We start from the raw sequence: 16,220 nt of genomic DNA, 5'->3' as shown, positions 1-16,220 counted from the left end.
TTACGTGGTGATGGTCAGGCGCGGTGCGGCGTCGATCAGGGTTCTGGCGGTCGAGGATTGCGGCGCCGAGACGATATTTCCTGTCCGGCCGATTTCAACGATTCTTCCTGCTTCCATGATGGCGACGCGGTGGCAGACGGCGCGAATGACCGCGAGATCATGGGAGACGAAAATACAGGAAACAGCCGTCTCTCGCTGTATTTCCACCAGCAGTTCAAGGATTTGCCTGCGAACCGAAACATCGAGCGCGGAGACGGCTTCGTCGAGGATGAGAAGCGACGGCTTGAGTCCAATCGCCCGTGCGATCGAGACGCGCTGCCTTTGGCCGCCGGAAAGCTCGAAGACCGAGCGGCCGGCATAGCTGGCGGGCAGGCCAACGCGGTCGAGAAGGCGGCGGACTTCCGCCGCACGCTCGCGTCTTGCGACCGTGCGATGAATGCGCAACGGTTCGCCGATGGCATCTTCGACGCTGGCGCGTGGATTGAAAGCGCCATGAGTGTCTTGAAACACCATCTGCATGTGCTGGCGGGCGGCGCGAAGCTTGCCGCCGTCCAGTGTCAGCCAATTGTGGCCCCTGAAAAGGATCGTGCCTTCGTCGGCCGGGATCAATCGCATGAGAATGCGCGCAAGCGTGGATTTTCCGCAGCCGGAGGGACCGGCAAGTCCCAGCGTCTCACCGGGCCGAAGCGAAAAAGAGATGTCGGAAAGCGCCGCCACCCTTCTTGCGCCGCTGCGGTAGGTTTTGGACAAGCCGTCGACGGTGAGCAGGGCATCGTTCATGACGCGGCCTCGCTGACCAGCGGCGGCGTGGACAGATCGAGGTAATCGGCAAGCAGCGCACGCGTATAGTCATGGACGGGTGCGGACAGCACCCGCCTCGTCGGGCCATGTTCCACCAGCAATCCCGCGCGCAGAACGGCAATCTCGTCGGCAAGGCTGGATGCAAGGCCGATATCATGGGTGATGAAGACCAGCGTCTTGTTTTCCTGCCGCACCAGATCGTCGAGCAGCGTGGCGATGGCGGCCTGGCTAACCGTATCGAGCGCGCTCGTGGCTTCATCGGCAATCAGGATTGAAGGACTGGCTGCAATGGCGGCGGCAATCGTCACGCGTTGCCTCTGGCCGCCGGAGAGCTGGTGCGGATAGGCCCGGATGAGGTGGGAAGGGTGCGGCAGCCGAACCCGCTCCAGAAGATCGCGGGCAAGATCGCGCGCTTGCCGCCATGAGAGGCCTAGATGCCGGACAGCCCCTTCCGCCACCTGTTCGCCGATGGCGAGAACCGGATTCAGCGTTGCGCCGGTGTCCTGAAAGATCGTGCCGATATCCCGCCCTGGCAGCGGCCTGCCGTGGAACAGGCTGTCGCGACTCCACGAAATATCACCGGAAACCTTCGCATGTCCGGGAAGAAGCCCCGCAATCGCCTTGCCGAGCGTCGATTTCCCCGAGCCGCTTTCGCCGATGATCGCCAGCCTCTGGCCTTGCCGGATCGTCAGCGAGACATTCTGCAACGCCGGCGCATCTCTTGCCGCATACCAAACGCTGAGGTCGTCGATCCGGCACAGTGCATTTCCGCTCATGGCGCTCGCCTCCCTGTCGCCATCGCCTTGTTGATGCCTTCACCAAGAAGATAAACGCCGAGAACCGTAACCAGAAGGCCGATGCCGGGAATGACCGACAGAAACGCGGCCGAGCGAAGGACATTGCGTCCTTCTGCGATCATCGAACCCCAGGTAACGATATTGGGATCGCCGAGCCCGAGGAAGGATAGGGCGGCTTCGGTCAAAATGGCCGCGGCGACGATGATGGCGGCAAGCGCCATGACCGGCGGCAGGGCATTTGGCAGGATCTGCCTGAATGCGATCTCAAGCGGGTGCATGCCGATGGCGCGGGCGGACTGAACATAATCGCGCTCGCGGATGCTCAAGACCTGCGCCCGCATCAACCGCGCCGGATCCGCCCATGCGCCAAGGGCAATGGCGAGTATGACAATCGGCATGGAGGGCCCGATTGTACTGACGAAGGCGAGCGCTAGCAGGAAGTTCGGGACGATCTGGAAGGCGTCGGTGACGCGCATCAATGCTTCGTCCACAACGCCGCCGGCAAATCCGGCAATGGTGCCGATGACGGTGCCGATAATCAGGGCGGCTGTGGCGGCGCCTATGCCGACGAGCAGGGAGGCCTGCGCACCATGGGCGAGCTCGGCCAGCACGTTGCGGCCCAGCCGATCGGTGCCGAGCGGTAGGGCCGCATCCGTAAAAGGTGTAATCAGCGGTTCGCCAACGATAGCCAGCGGGTCACCTGGAAAGACGGCGGGTGCGGCAAGCGCCGTCAGGGAAAGCAGCACCAGTATGACGGTTCCCGTCATGCCTTCGAAACTGCGCAGGAGCCGGAAAGCGAAACTCATGCGCCTTGTACCCCGCTGCCAATGCGCGGATCGAGCACGGAATGGACAATGTCGACGGAGAGGTTGACCAGGATGACAAAAACCGCGCTCGTCAGGATGATGCCCATCAACAACGGGGCGTCTCGGCCAGTGACGGCCTCCTGCGCCAGCCGACCAAAACCGGGAATGGCAAAAACGCTTTCGATGACCACGCTGCCGCCCAGCATGGTGGCCGCCTGCAGGCCAAGCACGGTGACAAGCGGCAGGGCGGCGTTGCGGGCGACGTGGCGCAGCACGATCCGTCGTTTTGAAAGCCCTTTGGACTGGGCAAAGAGCACGAAATCCAGCGGCCAGATCGCCGCCATGGCGGTGCGCATCACGCGCAGGAAAAGCGCAAGATAGATCAGCCCGAGACTGGCGACCGGCAGCACGAGATGGCGACCGATATCAACCGCCCTCGCCATGCCGTGCTTGCCCGAAGCGATGGTTTCGATGCCGGAGGTAGGCAGCCATCTGAATTTCACCGCAAAGACGATGGCGAGCACGAGCCCAAGCCAGAAGCCGGGCGTGGCGTAAAGCGCGAGTGAGAGTGTGGAAAGTGCGCGGTCTGTCGCCCCGCCCGGACGCGCGCCCGCCACGATGCCGAGTGCTGTGCCGAGGATGAAGGCGAGCGTTGTCGCACTGCCCATCAGAAGAAGCGTGTTCGGCAGCCTTTCCAGGATCAGCCCCAGCACAGGCCGGTCGAAGGCAAGCGACCAGCCGAGATCAAGCCGCAGCACCGAACTCGCATAGAGCCAGAAACGGGCCAGCACGGAGCCGTTCAGACCATATTGTTCACGCAGCGCATCGCGCAGCCCGGCATCGCCGCCGCCGATGGAAACGAGATAGGCGTCGACCGCGTCACCCGATGCGTTTTCAAGCAGCAGGAAGGTGAAGACGAGCACGATCAGCAGCACCGGAATGGCGGTGAATGCCCTTCGCCGCAGCAATTTCGCCGCACGTCTCACGGCGTTGCCTCAGGTATCCACCGCCGTATCCGCCCAGTTGGACACCGCCCACCGAGGATTACTGGCGACATGTTTGACCGTATCGCGCGCCACAGTGATGAAACCCCACTCGGCGACGTTGATCAGCGGCAGATCGGCCGCGACCTGTTTCTGGAAGTCCTTGTAAAGCGCCGTGCGCGCGGCGGCATCCACCGTTATCGCCGCCTTGTCGATCAATTCGTCCAGCGTCTTGTTCTCGTAGCCGCCCTGATTGGAGAAGCCGACGCCGGCCGGAATGCCGGAACGGACGAGAATCGTGGTCGATATTGCGGGATCACCGCGGAACACCGGCGGGGCGATGGCGAGATCGAAGGCGTGGTCGGTGTAAACGGCCTTCTGGTGCGCCGCGGCGTCATTGTTCACCAGTTCTGCATCAATCCCGATTTCCTGAAGCGCCTGCCGCAGATAAGAACCGAACTGGCGGGTCTCATTGAAGTAGGGCGCGGGAAGAAGCTTCAGCGAAAAACGTGTTCCATTCGCGCCACGCGGATAACCCGCCTCATCCAGGAGAGCGTTGGCCTTGGCGACGTCGAAATCATAGGTCTCAACGTCAGTCGTGTAAAATTCCGGCGCGTTCTTCGGTACGGGGCCGGTCGATGCAGTGGCGTAACCGAGAAAGACCTTGTCAATGACGAATTTCCTGTCGATGGCGTGCGCGATCGCCTTTCTGACCTTGAGATCCGCCAGTTCCTTGCGGCGATGGTTGATTTCCACCACCAGCTGATAGGTCAGTGCCTCATAGCCATCCGCAATAACCTTTATGCCGGGCTCCTTGGCGATGCGGGCAAGATCGGCGAGCGGCACGGCTGAAAACGCGGCAAGCTGGATTTCTTCGGCCTCCAGCGCAGAGGCCGCGCCGGCCCGGTCGGGAAGGACGCGATAGATGATTTCCTCGAGCTGCGGCTGACCCTTGCCCCAATAGTTCGGGTTCCGCGTCAGGCGGTAATATTCGCCGGGTTTATATTCGGAAAAGACAAAAGGCCCGGTGCCCACCGGTTTGGTATTGGCCGGATTTGTAGCGATGTCGGTACCCTCGTAGAGGTGTTTCGGCACGACGCTGGTAACCACCGGCAGCGCATTGCGGATGAGCTGGAACGGCGTGGGTTTGGAAAAGCGGAAAATCGCCGTGTGGTCATCAGGCGTTTCCACCGTCTGGAGATTGGCAAAGACCAGCCGCCCGAGATTTTGCAGCGGTTTCCAGACGGAAAGCGCCGAAAACGCAACGTCCGCCGAGGTGAATGGCTTGCCGTCATGCCATGTCACACCCTCGCGCAGCTTGAAGGTGGCGCTGAGCCCGTCATCGGCTCCCTGCCATTCCGTCGCAAGTCGCGGCTCCAGCCCGTCGGTGCCGTTAAAGGAGGCCTCGGCCAGGGGCTCGACGATCTTGCTGGCGATGTAAAACACGCCGTTGGAGGCAACGATGGCCGGATTGAGGTTTTTCGATTCCGAATCGGCGGCGACGATCAGTCGCCCGCCGGATTTTTCCTGTGCGACGGTAATTCCCGCCAATCCCGTGGTTGCGGCCAGCGCGAGCGAGGTCTTGAGAAGCGAGCGGCGGGAAAGCTGGACAGGCGACATGAATTTCACTCCGGAATGAGGGCGAGGCGGGCTTTTCCGCTTGGCCCGCGGCGCGCCGATCTTAAGGCTGCAACCTCGGCAGTGTCCACGTTAATTCGCGCCCTTTACAGCAATGATTTTACGTTGCGGAGAGCTTTGCGGAAACAATATGCCCCGTCTCGAAAAATTCGGTTCTCCAGTCCGCCATCAGCGGCGAATTCACGGCGGAAAACTCGACATAACCGAATGAAACCAAGCGTTTGATATGTGTTTTGCGAGGCAGCGGATGGGGCTGCGAACCTGTGGAGCGGTTGAAAATCCGTCGGTACGACCCCGTTTGGAAAGGGGTAATTAACCTTTATTTTTTATTTCAAGGAGACCGAAATATGTACGTTTATGATGAGTGTGCACGCTGCCATGAGCTTCTCCCGATCCAGATTTCAGAATTCGTCCAATAGCGTAGGGGAGGGGAGCGAAAATGCCCGTCATGCAGGTGTCCAGACGCCTGCGGGGCAGCGGACGATCTTGACGGCTGCAGGTGCAGCGCCGCGGCAGAATGCTGACGTGATCGCAGCCGATGCCATCGAAGGCCGCGCCGAGATGCCCGGCTGGCAGAATGCCTTCGTGCTTGGCCCGAATGTCCGCTTTACCCGCACGCCGGAGAGCGTCTTTAACCGGCGTATGCCGGTGGAGACGCCGAATATCCCGGACGAGGAGGCGCCCGCTGCCTCCGTACCGGCTGCCGCAGAGCCCGAGACGGCGGTTCGCCAGGATGCGCCGGCACCCCAGCCCGCCGAGAAGCCGGCCGAGCAACGCATGGCGCCGCCGCGCATGCCGTTTCTGCCGCAGCCGCCCGACGCCCGCGGTGCTCGCGCCTTGACTTACAAATTGCGGCTGGAGCTTGCCCGTAAACAGGCGGAAGAGGCAGCCGCAGCCGTGCGGGATCCATCTTCATCGACGTCTGCCGCGCCCGATGCGGAACCCGCAGCGCCGCAGACGTTTGAGCCGCAACCTGCCGCGCAGCCGGAAGCTGAGACGCAGACTTCCATTCCCGCCTTTGCCGCCCATCTGCCGGATGAGCTGTTCTGGGAAGTGATGACGCTTGATCTGCCCGGCGATGCGGCTGAAGCTCTTACCGCCCAGGTGCGGAGCGCATTTTCCGTTTCGGCGCCCGCAGCTCCGGCGCCTGTAAACACCGTTCTGACAGCGCCTTCATCCGCAGTGGCTGTCGCTCCCGTCTCGCCCGCAGCCGCCCCGGTTGTCCTTTCGGCCGAGCCACCTGTCGTCACCGTACCCGGCGGCTCCGCCATCCGGCTCTATCGGGAAATTGGCGTACGGCAGACATTCATTCCAGCCGCCGGCGTGGCTGCCGAACAGGAGTTCGCGTCGCAGCCGATAGCGGAAGCTGCCATGGTCGTTGCGCCGCAGCAGCTTGCAGAGCAGGTTCAGCCGCCGGAAAGGATCGTTGCCGAGCCGCGTTTTACGCCGCGAGCGCCTATCCAGTCTTCTCAGCCCATGTTCCGTGAAGCACCTGTCTTCGCCGATGGGGAATATGAGTATCCTTCGATTGAACTCCTGCAGGAAGCCCGCGTCCAGCAGACCACGACCATGACACCGGAAGCCCTGGAACAGAGCGCCGGTCTACTCGAAAGCGTGCTCGAGGATTTCGGCATCAAGGGTGAGATCATCGATGTCCGTCCTGGTCCTGTCGTCACGCTCTATGAATTCGAGCCCGCCCCTGGCGTCAAGTCCTCGCGTGTCATCGGTCTCTCTGACGATATCGCGCGCTCCATGTCGGCGCTCTCGGCTCGCGTTGCGGTCGTGCCCGGCCGCAATGTCATCGGCATCGAGCTGCCGAACCCGGTGCGCGAGACGGTTTACCTGCGTGAACTGATCGAGGCGCAGGATTACGCCGAGACACGCCAGAAGCTTGCCCTTTGCCTCGGCAAGACCATCGGCGGCGAACCGGTTATCGCCGAACTTGCGAAGATGCCGCACCTTCTGGTCGCCGGTACCACCGGTTCGGGCAAGTCCGTTGCCATCAACACCATGATCCTGTCGCTGCTCTACCGCCTGAAGCCGGAAGAATGCCGCCTGATCATGGTCGACCCGAAGATGCTCGAGCTCTCGGTCTATGACGGTATTCCGCATCTCCTGACGCCTGTCGTCACCGATCCGAAAAAGGCGGTGATGGCGTTGAAGTGGGCGGTGCGTGAAATGGAAGACCGCTACCGCAAGATGTCGCGTCTCGGCGTACGCAATATCGATGGCTACAATGCAAGGGCCGCTGCTGCCCGTGCCAAGGGCGAGACGGTGTTCTGCAATGTCCAGACCGGCTTCGATCGCGCCACTGGCGAAGCGGTCTATGAGCAGGAGGAAATGGACCTGACGGCGATGCCTTATATCGTTGTCATCGTCGATGAAATGGCCGACCTGATGATGGTCGCCGGCAAGGAGATCGAAGGTGCGATCCAGCGTCTGGCGCAGATGGCGCGCGCCGCCGGCATCCATCTCATCATGGCAACCCAGCGTCCCTCGGTCGATGTCATCACGGGCACGATCAAGGCCAACTTCCCGACCCGCATCTCCTTCCAGGTCACCTCGAAGATCGACAGCCGCACCATTCTTGGTGAGCAGGGGGCGGAGCATCTGCTCGGCCAGGGCGACATGCTGCACATGATGGGCGGTGGCCGCATCGCCCGTGTTCACGGCCCCTTCGTGTCCGACGAGGAAGTTGAAAAGGTCGTGGCGCATCTGAAGACGCAGGGTCGTCCGGAATATCTGGGCACGGTCACGGAAGATGCCGAGGAAGCGGAAGAAGAGGCGGAAGAGGATACGGCTGTCTTCGACAAGACCTCGATGGGCGACGACGACAGCGATGACCTCTATGAAAAGGCCGTCAAAATCGTGATGCGCGACAAGAAGTGCTCGACCTCCTATATCCAGCGCCGCCTTTCGGTGGGCTATAACCGCGCCGCCTCGCTGGTGGAGCGAATGGAGCAGGAAGGGATTGTCGGACCTGCCAACCATGTCGGCAAGCGCGCCATCATCGCCGGCGAGCGCGACTCTTACGATGCGATGGGCTCCGACGACTGATCATCGCGTCACCAAATGAACGAAGGGAGATGTTGCAACAACATCTCCCTTTTTCTTTCTGTGGCGTTCGTTGCGAATGTCTGCGAAGCCGCTATTTCATTCCCGTTCCGGCGATGCCTGTCGTGATGTAGCGCTGCAGGAACAGGAACACGACCGTGACGGGTGCCAGGCTGAGGAAGGTCATGGCGAGGATATAGTGCCATTGCACAGAGAACTCGCCCTGAAAGGCGTTCAACCCCACCTGCAGCGTGAAATTCTCACGGCTGCTGAGAACGATTAGCGGCCAGAGGAAGTCGTTCCAGCGCCACAAAACCGAGAATATGGCGAGAACCGCGAGCGCCGGGGCCGTCAGCGGCAGGATGATGCGCCAGAAGATGCGGAATTCGCTGGCGGCATCGACACGCGCCGCCTCGATCAGCTCATCGGGAATAGTCAGCATATATTGCCGGAGCAGAAAGACGCCTGTCGGCGTCGCGACGGTGGGAATGATGACGCCCCAGAGATTATCGACGAGACCGACCCCGACGATGACGAGATAGGCAGGCACCATGACGACCGTGAGCGGGATCATCAGCGTGGAAATGATCAGCACGAAGATCGCCTTCTCTCCACGGAAACGGTATTTGGAGAGCGCAAAGGCTGCCATGGCGTTGACGATCAGCGTCAGGACCGTTGCGACAACGGTGACGAAGACCGAGTTCTTGAGGAAGGTTAGGAAGCTGAACTGTGTCAGGGGATCGGTGAAGTTCTCCGTCGCGATGGTCAGCTTCTGAACCGGTGTTATTTCCCGTGTATCGACACTGATTGGCGGGCCCGGATTGGCTGGGTCCACCATCTGAGCTTTGAGGCCGATGCGGCGGACCATGGCCATCTCACGCTCTGCGCCGTCGATGGTGGCCTTCCACAGGCTGAGCGGCTTGTCGTAGCCTTGAACCTCCACCTGCACGGCAGCGCGCGGCAGGAGACTTGGCGGAAACCTCGTGATTTCGGCTTCCGGTTTCAGCGATGACATGGCGGCCCAGACAACCGGGATGAGGACGGCGAGTGTGCCGCCGATGAGCCAGACCCAGGAGAGGATATCGGTGAGGCCGATCCTGCCGGGACGGCGGGTGCGCGTGAGGAAAGAGACGGCATTGGACATGGTCAGGACTCCATCTTTTTGCCGAGGCGCAATTGCACGAGGGTGAGCGCAAGAAGCACAAGGCCCATCAGCACCGACGCGGCGGAGGCAAGGCCGAATAGCCTGAGATCGCTGCCGAAGGCCATCTGATAGATATATTGCACCACAAACGTATTGGCCGTACCTGGCCCGCCGCCATTCGTCAGAACCCAGGCTTCATCAAATATCTGCACCGAGCGGATCATCAACAGGATGAGCACGACGAGCAGGTTGGGGCCGAGAAGCGGCAGGGTGATGCGCAAAAGCCTGCGCCGGGGCGAGGCGGCATCGATGGCGGCGGCTTCGTAGAGATCCTTCGGGATGGCCTGAAGGCCGGCGAGCAGGATCAGCGTATAAAAGCCCATGTGGAACCAGACCGAAACGACCACCACGAAAAAGCGCGACCAGCCGACATCCAGCAGGAAGATTTCCGGCGGCACGCCCAGCATCTGGAAGAAGGCGTTGAGCAGGCCGTTGCGGTCCAGAAACCACTTCCAGATGAGGCCGATGACGACGGGCGACAGCAGGACGGGATAAAAGAACATGGCACGGAAGAAACCGCGCGCGGCAATCGCCCGGTTGAGGATGAGGGCGGTGATGAGCGCCACAAGCAAAGTGGCGATGACATTGAAGCCGACAAACCACAGCGTGTTCCAGATCGCCGTCCAGAACAGCGATTCTCGGCAGCTGCCGGGGTCCATATAGCTCTGGCAATCCAGCAGCTTGCCGAAATTTTCGAAACCGACGAAGGGGCGGTCGGTGATCAAAAGTTCGGTGCCGCCGGTAAAGGCATAGCCGACCGCAATCGCAATCGGCAGGAAGGTGAAGATGCCAAAAAGAATGAGGTTCGGCATCAGGAAGATATAGGGCATGCGCCTTTTGCCGATCAGCCGCTCGATGAAGTTGAGCGGCGCCTCGGCAATCGCCATCACGGCGTCGAGCGCGCGGTCGGACAGTCTCGCAAGGGTCGGATTGGCCATGCTACCCTCTCCCTTCGCCCGTTAGGCGCGGCAGCGCCAGTTCGGTGGCGGGATCGAAGACATGGACCTTCTCACGTGCCGGCATGATTTTGAGCACCGCGCCGGAGGCGGGCGCGAAATGGCCGGCCTGATGCACGATGATCTGGTCCTTCTCACCCTTGATATTACCGTAGAGATAGGTCTCGGTGCCGAGGCTTTCGTGGTATTGCACCTCGAAGGGCAGGCCGGCATCCGCGATGGTGAAATGCGAGGGTCGGATGCCCGCCAGAACGGCCTGCCCGGGACTGACGGTTGCCGGATCGACAAGGCAGGGGAGCGCCACGCCATGGCCGGCATCGATGGCAATGCTGCCGTCCTCGGCCTTGGTGATTGTGCCCTTTAGCATGTTCATGCGCGGCGAACCGAGGAAGCCGGCAACGAAGAGGTTGCGCGGATTGTCGAAAAGCTCGAGCGGGCTGCCCACCTGTTCGATGCGCCCGGCGCGCAGCACCACGATCTTGTCGGCCATGGTCATGGCTTCCACCTGATCATGGGTGACATAAATCATAGTTGTCTTGATATCGCGATGCAGGCGGGTGATTTCGGCGCGCGTCTGCACGCGTAGCGCCGCATCGAGGTTCGACAGCGGCTCATCGAACAGGAAGATGTCAGGTTCGCGCACGATGGCACGGCCGATGGCGACGCGCTGGCGCTGGCCGCCGGAAAGCTGTTTCGGCTTGCGGTCGAGATAGGGTTCGATGGCGAGCATACGCGCCGCCTCGTTGATGCGGTTTTCGATTTCCGACCGCTTGAAGCGCAGGTTTTCCAGGCCGAAGGCGAGGTTCTTGCGCACGCTCATATGCGGATAAAGCGCGTAGGACTGGAAGACCATGGCGATCTTGCGTTCTGCCGGCGACAGTGCGCTGACATCGCGATTTCCGATGGCGATGCTGCCTGACGTGACGTCCTCAAGACCGGCGATGATGCGCAGCAGCGTCGATTTTCCGCAGCCCGACGGGCCGACGAAAACGACGAATTCGCCGTTTTCGATCTGGAGATCGATATCATGCAGGACGTGAACGGCGCCGAACGCCTTGTTGAGGTTTTCGAGTTTCAGACTTCCCATCACCTGCTCCCTTCAACCGAGCTCGCCGTCGCGACGATCTCCTGGCTGTTCCAACCCTCGGGCAAGGGCATTGCTCTTTTGATGGCGACATCGTCAGCCGAAAAACCGTGAACGCCCTCGAGATAGATCGCGGGCATGCCGCCCGGATAATCCTCCATACCGACGATCCGGCCATGTGCGTCCTGGGTCCAGGCATTGGCGCGGCCGGCCGCATCGGCGCTTGGCGCAATATCGGCATTGGTGGGACGTAGGTCATATTGCAGGCCGGTGCCGAGCTTGCCGGGTTCCTGCGCCAACGTGATGCGCGCAAGCCTGACATTGTGAATGCCGGCTGCCGAGGTGGATACGAGGTTGATTGCACCCTCCATCGAACCGCTCAAATCTTGGATAACAAGATTGTCCACCCTGCCTGCCTGCCGTTCGGGGCGGCGGTCAACGACAGTGACGGTGACAGCTTCGCCAGAACCCCAGAAACCACCCGGCGTTTCATGGCACTCGGCCTCGATGCGTGAAAAGCGGATGTTGCGCATGGCGCCGCCATCACGGGAGAAAAGACCCATGCCGCGATTTGACTGCACCACCTTGCAGTCTTCGAACACCACATTAGTGAAATCGCCGAAGGATTCGGTGCCGAGCTTCAGCGCGCAGCTCATGCTGGAAACGGTGCAGCGGCGAACCGTGATATCGGCGCACACGCCCACCGCCTTGCCATCCGGCCCGGCACTGGTCTTGAGGCAGATGCCGTCATCGGCCGTCGAGATAAAGCAATCCTCGATCAGCGCGCGGCGGCAGGCATCCAGCACGATCCCGTCCGTATTTGGCAGGCGGCGGTCGTTTTCGATGCGCAGATTGCGGAAATGAAGGTCCTCGCAATTGACCATATGCAGCGTCCACATGGGGGAGCCACTGACGTGCAGGTTTTCAAGGCGCACGTTCCGGCAGGCTTCCAGCACCATCACGCGCGGGCGTTTTTTTGCCGGGATATAGGTGCCCATGGCTGTGTCGTCGCCAATGATGAAGTTTTCACCGCCTGCCTCGATACGGCCCGGACCCGTGACGGCGATGTCGTGCGCGCCCTTGGCGATAATCATGCCGCGATCGGAGTCTTCGGCAATCACCGAAACCCGGGTCAGCGCGTAAGCGTCGTAATCGGAAACGGGGGCGAGTACCGCGTCAGCGGCAAGGTGCAGTTCAACGCCGCTTTCGAGATGAAGGCCGGCGCTGACATGTCGTCCGGCCGAAAGAGATACGCGCCCGCCACCTGCTGATGAAACGGCGTCGATGGCCTGCTGGATGGTCGCCGTGGCATCGAGGCCACTGGGCGCAACTGTGATGTCCTGACTGATGTTCATGATGCTCACGATGCCTTTGGCCTTTTCGAGAAAACGTCGATCAAAAGCAGCATCGTCAGCGCCTGTCCGTAGGGTGTGGGCAGATTAGGAATGCGGCGATAAAAATCGAGATCGTGGCCCATCGGCGTGCCGTCGGAAACACCGTGAACAACGCCTTCGTCATCGATATTGCCGAGCACGGCTTTCAGCGCACGGTCCGCATGCGGACGGTTCTCTTCACCGAGAATGCCAGCCTCGATACCGCGCAAAATACCATAGGCGATGCCGGCCGTTGCCGAAGTCTCGACCGGCGAGGTCGGATCATCGAGCAGCGTATGAAACATGCCGTCTTCACGCTGGTATTTTCTCAGCGACCGCACCTGGCTTGAAAGCACGTTGGCGAGGAAACGTTTGTCCTTTCCAGAGAGTGTCGGCACCAGTTCAAAGAGTTCGGGGATGGCGACAGTGATCCATGAATTGCCGCGCGCCCAGAAGGCATCCGCAAAATTGTGGCGGCCGTTGAAGGTCCAGCCGTGATACCAGAGCCCGGTGACGGGGTCGGAGAGATAGCGCGCATGGATCATGAACTGGTAGACGGCCTCGTCGATCCAGTCCTGCCGTTTGCAGACAACGCCGGCGCGAGCCGCCGGAAGTCGCGGCTGGCGTCATTCTGGTCGGCTGCTGCCCGGGCGGCACGTCTTCCAACGTCATGACTTACCTCTCCAAGGGCGATGTCGCGCTGTCCGTTGCCTGCACTTCGGTCACCACGCTCGCGGCGCCGCTGGTGACGCCATTCCTAGTCTGGCTGTTCGCAAGCCAGTTCCTGCCCGTCGACGGTTGGGCCATGTTCCTCAGCATCGTCAAGGTCGTTCTGGTTCCGCTGGCGCTGGGTGCCGCCCTGCAAAAGCTGCTGCCCGGCCTTGTCAAAACCGCCGTACCGGCGTTGCCACTCGTCAGCGTCATTGGCATCGTCCTCATCGTCGCGGCGGTGGTGGGAGGATCGAAGGCGTCCATCGCGCAGTCCGGCCTGATGATTTTTGCCGTCGTCGTGCTGCACAACGGCCTTGGCTATCTCCTCGGTTACCTCGCGGCAAAGGCAACGGGCCTGTCGCTTGCCAAGCGCAAGGCCATTGCGATAGAGGTCGGCATGCAGAATTCGGGCCTTGGCGCGGCACTTGCAACGGCCTATTTTTCGCCTCTCGCCGCGGTTCCGAGCGCCATTTTCAGCGTCTGGCACAATATATCCGGTGCAATCCTGGCGAACTGGTTTTCGGGCCGGGTGGACGCAGGCTCCGCCAACAAAACCGTCTGAAGCTCCGCATTTGTCAGGCCGCCTGTAGTTCAGGCGGCCTGACCCTGCCTTAGAACGGCATAGTTCGACGTGCTACGGCCGGTGGATTAAGCCGGGCAAAGCCCTCTTGGCGCTGATACGGGAAATGCGGATAGGGAGCAGTCGTCCCGCTTGCCTCGTCCAGCTTCGCTACCTGTGCGGACGTCAGTTCCCATCCCACGGCATCGAGGTTCTGGCGAAGCTGCTCCTCATTGCGCGCGCCGATGATGACCGTGGAAACAGTCGGGCGTCGGAGCAGCCAGTTGAGGGCGACCTGCGGCACCGTCCTGCCGGTTTCTTCCGCAACAGCGTCGAGCGCATCGATCACGCGGTAGAGATGTTCATCGTCCACCGGCGGGCCGAAGCTGGCAGTCTCATGCAGGCGGCTACCTTCGGGCAGCGGCGCGGCGCGACGGATTTTTCCCGTCAACCGCCCCCAGCCAAGCGGGCTCCAGACCATTGCGCCAAGACCCTGATCCGCGCCGAGCGGCATCAGATCCCACTCGTAATCCCTGCCTATCAGGGAATAATAGACCTGATTAACCACATAACGCGGCCAGCCATATCGATCGGCGACCGCCAGCGATTTCATGATCTGCCAGCCGGAAAAATTCGAGACGCCGGTATATCGCACTTTGCCTGACCGGACGAGCGTATCGAGCGTCGAGAGCACCTCGTCAATCGGCGTGAAGGCGTCGTAGGCGTGGAGCTGAAGGATATCGATATAGTCGGTCTTTAGGCGGCGCAGGGCGTCATCCACCGCGCGCAGCAGCCGGAAACGGCACGAGCCGGCTTCGTTCGGCCCGTCACCCATCGGCAGGCTGGTCTTGGTTGAGATGAGAACGCTGTCGCGCCTTCCCTTCACCGCTTCGCCGAGCACTTCCTCAGACGCGCCATTGGAATAGACATCGGCGGTATCGAAGAGGTTGACGCCTGCCTCCAGACAGATATCGATCAGGCGTCGGGCTTCTGCCGCATCTGAATTGCCCCAGTTGCTGAAGAGCGGGCCGGAGCCGCCGAAGGTTCCGGTGCCGAAACTCACGACCGGCACTTTCAGACCGGATTTGCCAAGCTGGCGATATTCCATGAGACTTTCCTTTGTTGTTTCGAAATGGTCGTGGGCGGCGCGTCGCGGCGTGGCCTTCTGCCCGTCCATTCGTGATCTGACAGATGAAGACTGCGGTGTGTTACAATCGCTGTCGTAAGATAGACGCCTGCTCTTCAATGAAATAGAATGCCGAAACTATTATCACTTGTTAGATGAAGTCATAATGGCGCGATTGGAGACCAACCGGGCAGGGGAGATGGAGATCTTCGTACGGGTCATAGAGCTTGGTGGTTTTTCCCGCGCGGCGGCTGCGGCTAACATGACGCCTTCCGCCGTGAGCAAGCTGATCGCACGGCTGGAAAGCCGCCTTGGTGCGCGCCTGCTCAACCGTTCCACCCGTCAGCTTCAGATCACCCCCGAGGGCTGCGCCTTCTATGAGCGGGCCACCCGTATCCTCGCCGATCTTGAAGAGGCCGAACGCGCCGCCGGGGAAGGTGAACGGCCTCTCGGCCGCGTGCGGGTCAACACCAGCGCATCCTATGCAGCGCATATTCTTGCACCCATCCTGCCACGGTTTCTGGCGCTCCATCCAGGCATTACGCTTGATATCGTCCAGACGGATATGGTGGTCGACCTGCTTGCGGAACGTACGGATGTGGCGGTGCGCGCGGGACCGTTAAAAAGCTCAACGCTTGTCGCTCGCAAGCTCGGTGAGACGAGAATGATCATCGCCGCCTCCCCGGATTATCTGGAGCGTCATGGCACGCCGCAGACAATAACCGATCTCGAAGATCACAACCGCCTTGGATTCGGCTACGCCCGGTCGATCGACGGCTGGCCGTTGCGGGACGCCGGAAAGACCGTCGTTATTCCGGCCACCGGACGCGTGCAGGTGAGCGATGGCGAAGGGCTTCGCCGACTTGCCCTTGCCGGTGTCGGTCTGGTTCGCCTTGCGGCTTTTACCGTGCGGGAGGATATCGCCGCCGGCCGTCTGATACCGGTCCTCGATCATCTCGATACGGGTGAAACGGAGATGTTTCATGCCGTCTATGTCGGCCAACGGGGACCGCTTCCGGCACGTATTCGGGCGCTGCTCGATTTTCTCGGCGAGTATGGGCGGGTGAAGTGACGTTCCGCGTGCCACAAAAGGCGTGAGTGGAATTAAGGCCTCAGACTGCTGGAAAA

12 protein-coding genes and 2 pseudogenes are annotated in these 16,220 nt (G+C 61.2%); 3 read left to right on the top strand and 11 right to left on the bottom strand.

Features of this window, described 5'->3' with window-relative positions; genetic code table 11:
• From EGT36_RS18020 to EGT36_RS18000, 5 genes are read right to left on the bottom strand one after another with little or no spacing between them, the layout of a single operon-like run.
• Positions 1-780, bottom strand: coding sequence for an ABC transporter ATP-binding protein (locus tag EGT36_RS18020; RefSeq protein ID WP_125270766.1), 780 nt, complete (start codon positions 778-780; stop codon positions 1-3).
• A complete protein-coding gene (locus EGT36_RS18015; protein ID WP_022563725.1) occupies positions 777-1,577 on the bottom strand; it encodes an ABC transporter ATP-binding protein in 801 nt (266 codons plus the stop codon). The genes EGT36_RS18020 and EGT36_RS18015 overlap by 4 nt, the downstream gene beginning before the upstream one ends.
• Complete coding sequence (locus tag EGT36_RS18010; protein ID WP_006697257.1) at positions 1,574-2,404, bottom strand: ABC transporter permease; 831 nt, start codon at positions 2,402-2,404, stop codon at positions 1,574-1,576. The genes EGT36_RS18015 and EGT36_RS18010 overlap by 4 nt, the downstream gene beginning before the upstream one ends.
• Positions 2,401-3,390 carry an ABC transporter permease gene (locus EGT36_RS18005; protein WP_125270765.1) on the bottom strand — a complete coding sequence of 330 codons (990 nt, stop codon included), beginning with the start codon at positions 3,388-3,390 and terminating at the stop codon, positions 2,401-2,403. Before EGT36_RS18005 ends, EGT36_RS18010 begins: the two co-directional genes overlap by 4 nt.
• A gap of 9 nt (positions 3,391-3,399) precedes the next feature.
• Positions 3,400-5,007, bottom strand: coding sequence for an ABC transporter substrate-binding protein (locus tag EGT36_RS18000; RefSeq protein WP_125270764.1), 1,608 nt, complete (start codon positions 5,005-5,007; stop codon positions 3,400-3,402).
• Positions 5,008-5,382: 375 nt separating this feature from the next.
• On the opposite strand from EGT36_RS18000, the gene EGT36_RS17995 reads away from it, so the two are divergent.
• A complete protein-coding gene (locus tag EGT36_RS17995; protein ID WP_125270763.1) occupies positions 5,383-8,082 on the top strand; it encodes a DNA translocase FtsK in 2,700 nt (899 codons plus the stop codon).
• A 91-nt stretch (positions 8,083-8,173) separates the two neighbouring features.
• Here the strand turns inward: EGT36_RS17995 and EGT36_RS17990 are convergent, their stop codons facing one another.
• From EGT36_RS17990 to EGT36_RS17970, 5 genes and pseudogenes are all read right to left on the bottom strand, one after another.
• On the bottom strand, positions 8,174-9,223 hold the full coding sequence (locus EGT36_RS17990; RefSeq protein ID WP_035208204.1) for a carbohydrate ABC transporter permease: 1,050 nt from the start codon (positions 9,221-9,223) through the stop codon (positions 8,174-8,176).
• Positions 9,224-9,225: 2 nt separating this feature from the next.
• The gene (locus tag EGT36_RS17985) at positions 9,226-10,221 is read right to left on the bottom strand and encodes a carbohydrate ABC transporter permease (RefSeq protein ID WP_125270762.1); all 996 of its coding nucleotides are present in this window, start codon (positions 10,219-10,221) and stop codon (positions 9,226-9,228) included.
• 1 nt (position 10,222) lies between these two features.
• Positions 10,223-11,326, bottom strand: a complete 1,104-nt coding sequence (locus EGT36_RS17980) for an ABC transporter ATP-binding protein (RefSeq protein ID WP_125270761.1) — start codon at positions 11,324-11,326, stop codon at positions 10,223-10,225.
• Entirely contained in the window at positions 11,326-12,678 is a 1,353-nt protein-coding gene (gene pglB / locus EGT36_RS17975) for a polygalacturonase PglB (RefSeq protein ID WP_172965665.1), read from the bottom strand. Before pglB ends, EGT36_RS17980 begins: the two co-directional genes overlap by 1 nt.
• A 5-nt stretch (positions 12,679-12,683) precedes the next feature.
• Positions 12,684-13,301, bottom strand: a pseudogene (locus EGT36_RS17970) (glycoside hydrolase family 88/105 protein); the annotation flags it as partial.
• On the opposite strand from EGT36_RS17970, the pseudogene EGT36_RS17965 reads away from it, so the two are divergent.
• Positions 13,301-13,969 (top strand): annotated as a pseudogene (locus tag EGT36_RS17965) (bile acid:sodium symporter family protein); the annotation flags it as partial. The pseudogenes EGT36_RS17970 and EGT36_RS17965 sit on opposite strands and share 1 nt — an antisense overlap.
• Before the next feature lie 49 nt (positions 13,970-14,018).
• On the opposite strand, the gene EGT36_RS17960 reads toward EGT36_RS17965, so the two are convergent.
• A complete protein-coding gene (locus EGT36_RS17960; RefSeq protein ID WP_125270759.1) occupies positions 14,019-15,074 on the bottom strand; it encodes an aldo/keto reductase in 1,056 nt (351 codons plus the stop codon).
• A gap of 184 nt (positions 15,075-15,258) precedes the next feature.
• Between EGT36_RS17960 and EGT36_RS17955 the strand changes: the two genes are divergently transcribed.
• Positions 15,259-16,164, top strand: a complete 906-nt coding sequence (locus EGT36_RS17955) for a LysR family transcriptional regulator (RefSeq protein WP_125270758.1) — start codon at positions 15,259-15,261, stop codon at positions 16,162-16,164.
• Positions 16,165-16,220 lie beyond the last annotated feature (56 nt).

Source organism: Agrobacterium sp. FDAARGOS_525 (assembly GCF_003938925.1).
Classification (GTDB): domain Bacteria; phylum Pseudomonadota; class Alphaproteobacteria; order Rhizobiales; family Rhizobiaceae; genus Agrobacterium; species Agrobacterium pusense.
Note: the sequence above shows the minus strand (reverse complement) of the source record. Positions and strands in the feature narration are given on the sequence as shown.

Coding starts and splice junctions, on each gene's coding strand:
- EGT36_RS18020 (WP_125270766.1), bottom strand. CDS start 780: ATGAACGATGCCCTGCTCACCGTCGACGGCTTGTCCAAAACCTACCGC.
- EGT36_RS18015 (WP_022563725.1), bottom strand. CDS start 1,577: ATGAGCGGAAATGCACTGTGCCGGATCGACGACCTCAGCGTTTGGTAT.
- EGT36_RS18010 (WP_006697257.1), bottom strand. CDS start 2,404: ATGAGTTTCGCTTTCCGGCTCCTGCGCAGTTTCGAAGGCATGACGGGA.
- EGT36_RS18000 (WP_125270764.1), bottom strand. CDS start 5,007: ATGTCGCCTGTCCAGCTTTCCCGCCGCTCGCTTCTCAAGACCTCGCTC.
- EGT36_RS17995 (WP_125270763.1), top strand. CDS start 5,383: ATGATGAGTGTGCACGCTGCCATGAGCTTCTCCCGATCCAGATTTCAG.
- EGT36_RS17990 (WP_035208204.1), bottom strand. CDS start 9,223: ATGTCCAATGCCGTCTCTTTCCTCACGCGCACCCGCCGTCCCGGCAGG.
- EGT36_RS17985 (WP_125270762.1), bottom strand. CDS start 10,221: ATGGCCAATCCGACCCTTGCGAGACTGTCCGACCGCGCGCTCGACGCC.
- EGT36_RS17980 (WP_125270761.1), bottom strand. CDS start 11,326: ATGGGAAGTCTGAAACTCGAAAACCTCAACAAGGCGTTCGGCGCCGTT.
- pglB (WP_172965665.1), bottom strand. CDS start 12,678: ATGAACATCAGTCAGGACATCACAGTTGCGCCCAGTGGCCTCGATGCC.
- EGT36_RS17960 (WP_125270759.1), bottom strand. CDS start 15,074: ATGGAATATCGCCAGCTTGGCAAATCCGGTCTGAAAGTGCCGGTCGTG.
- EGT36_RS17955 (WP_125270758.1), top strand. CDS start 15,259: ATGGCGCGATTGGAGACCAACCGGGCAGGGGAGATGGAGATCTTCGTA.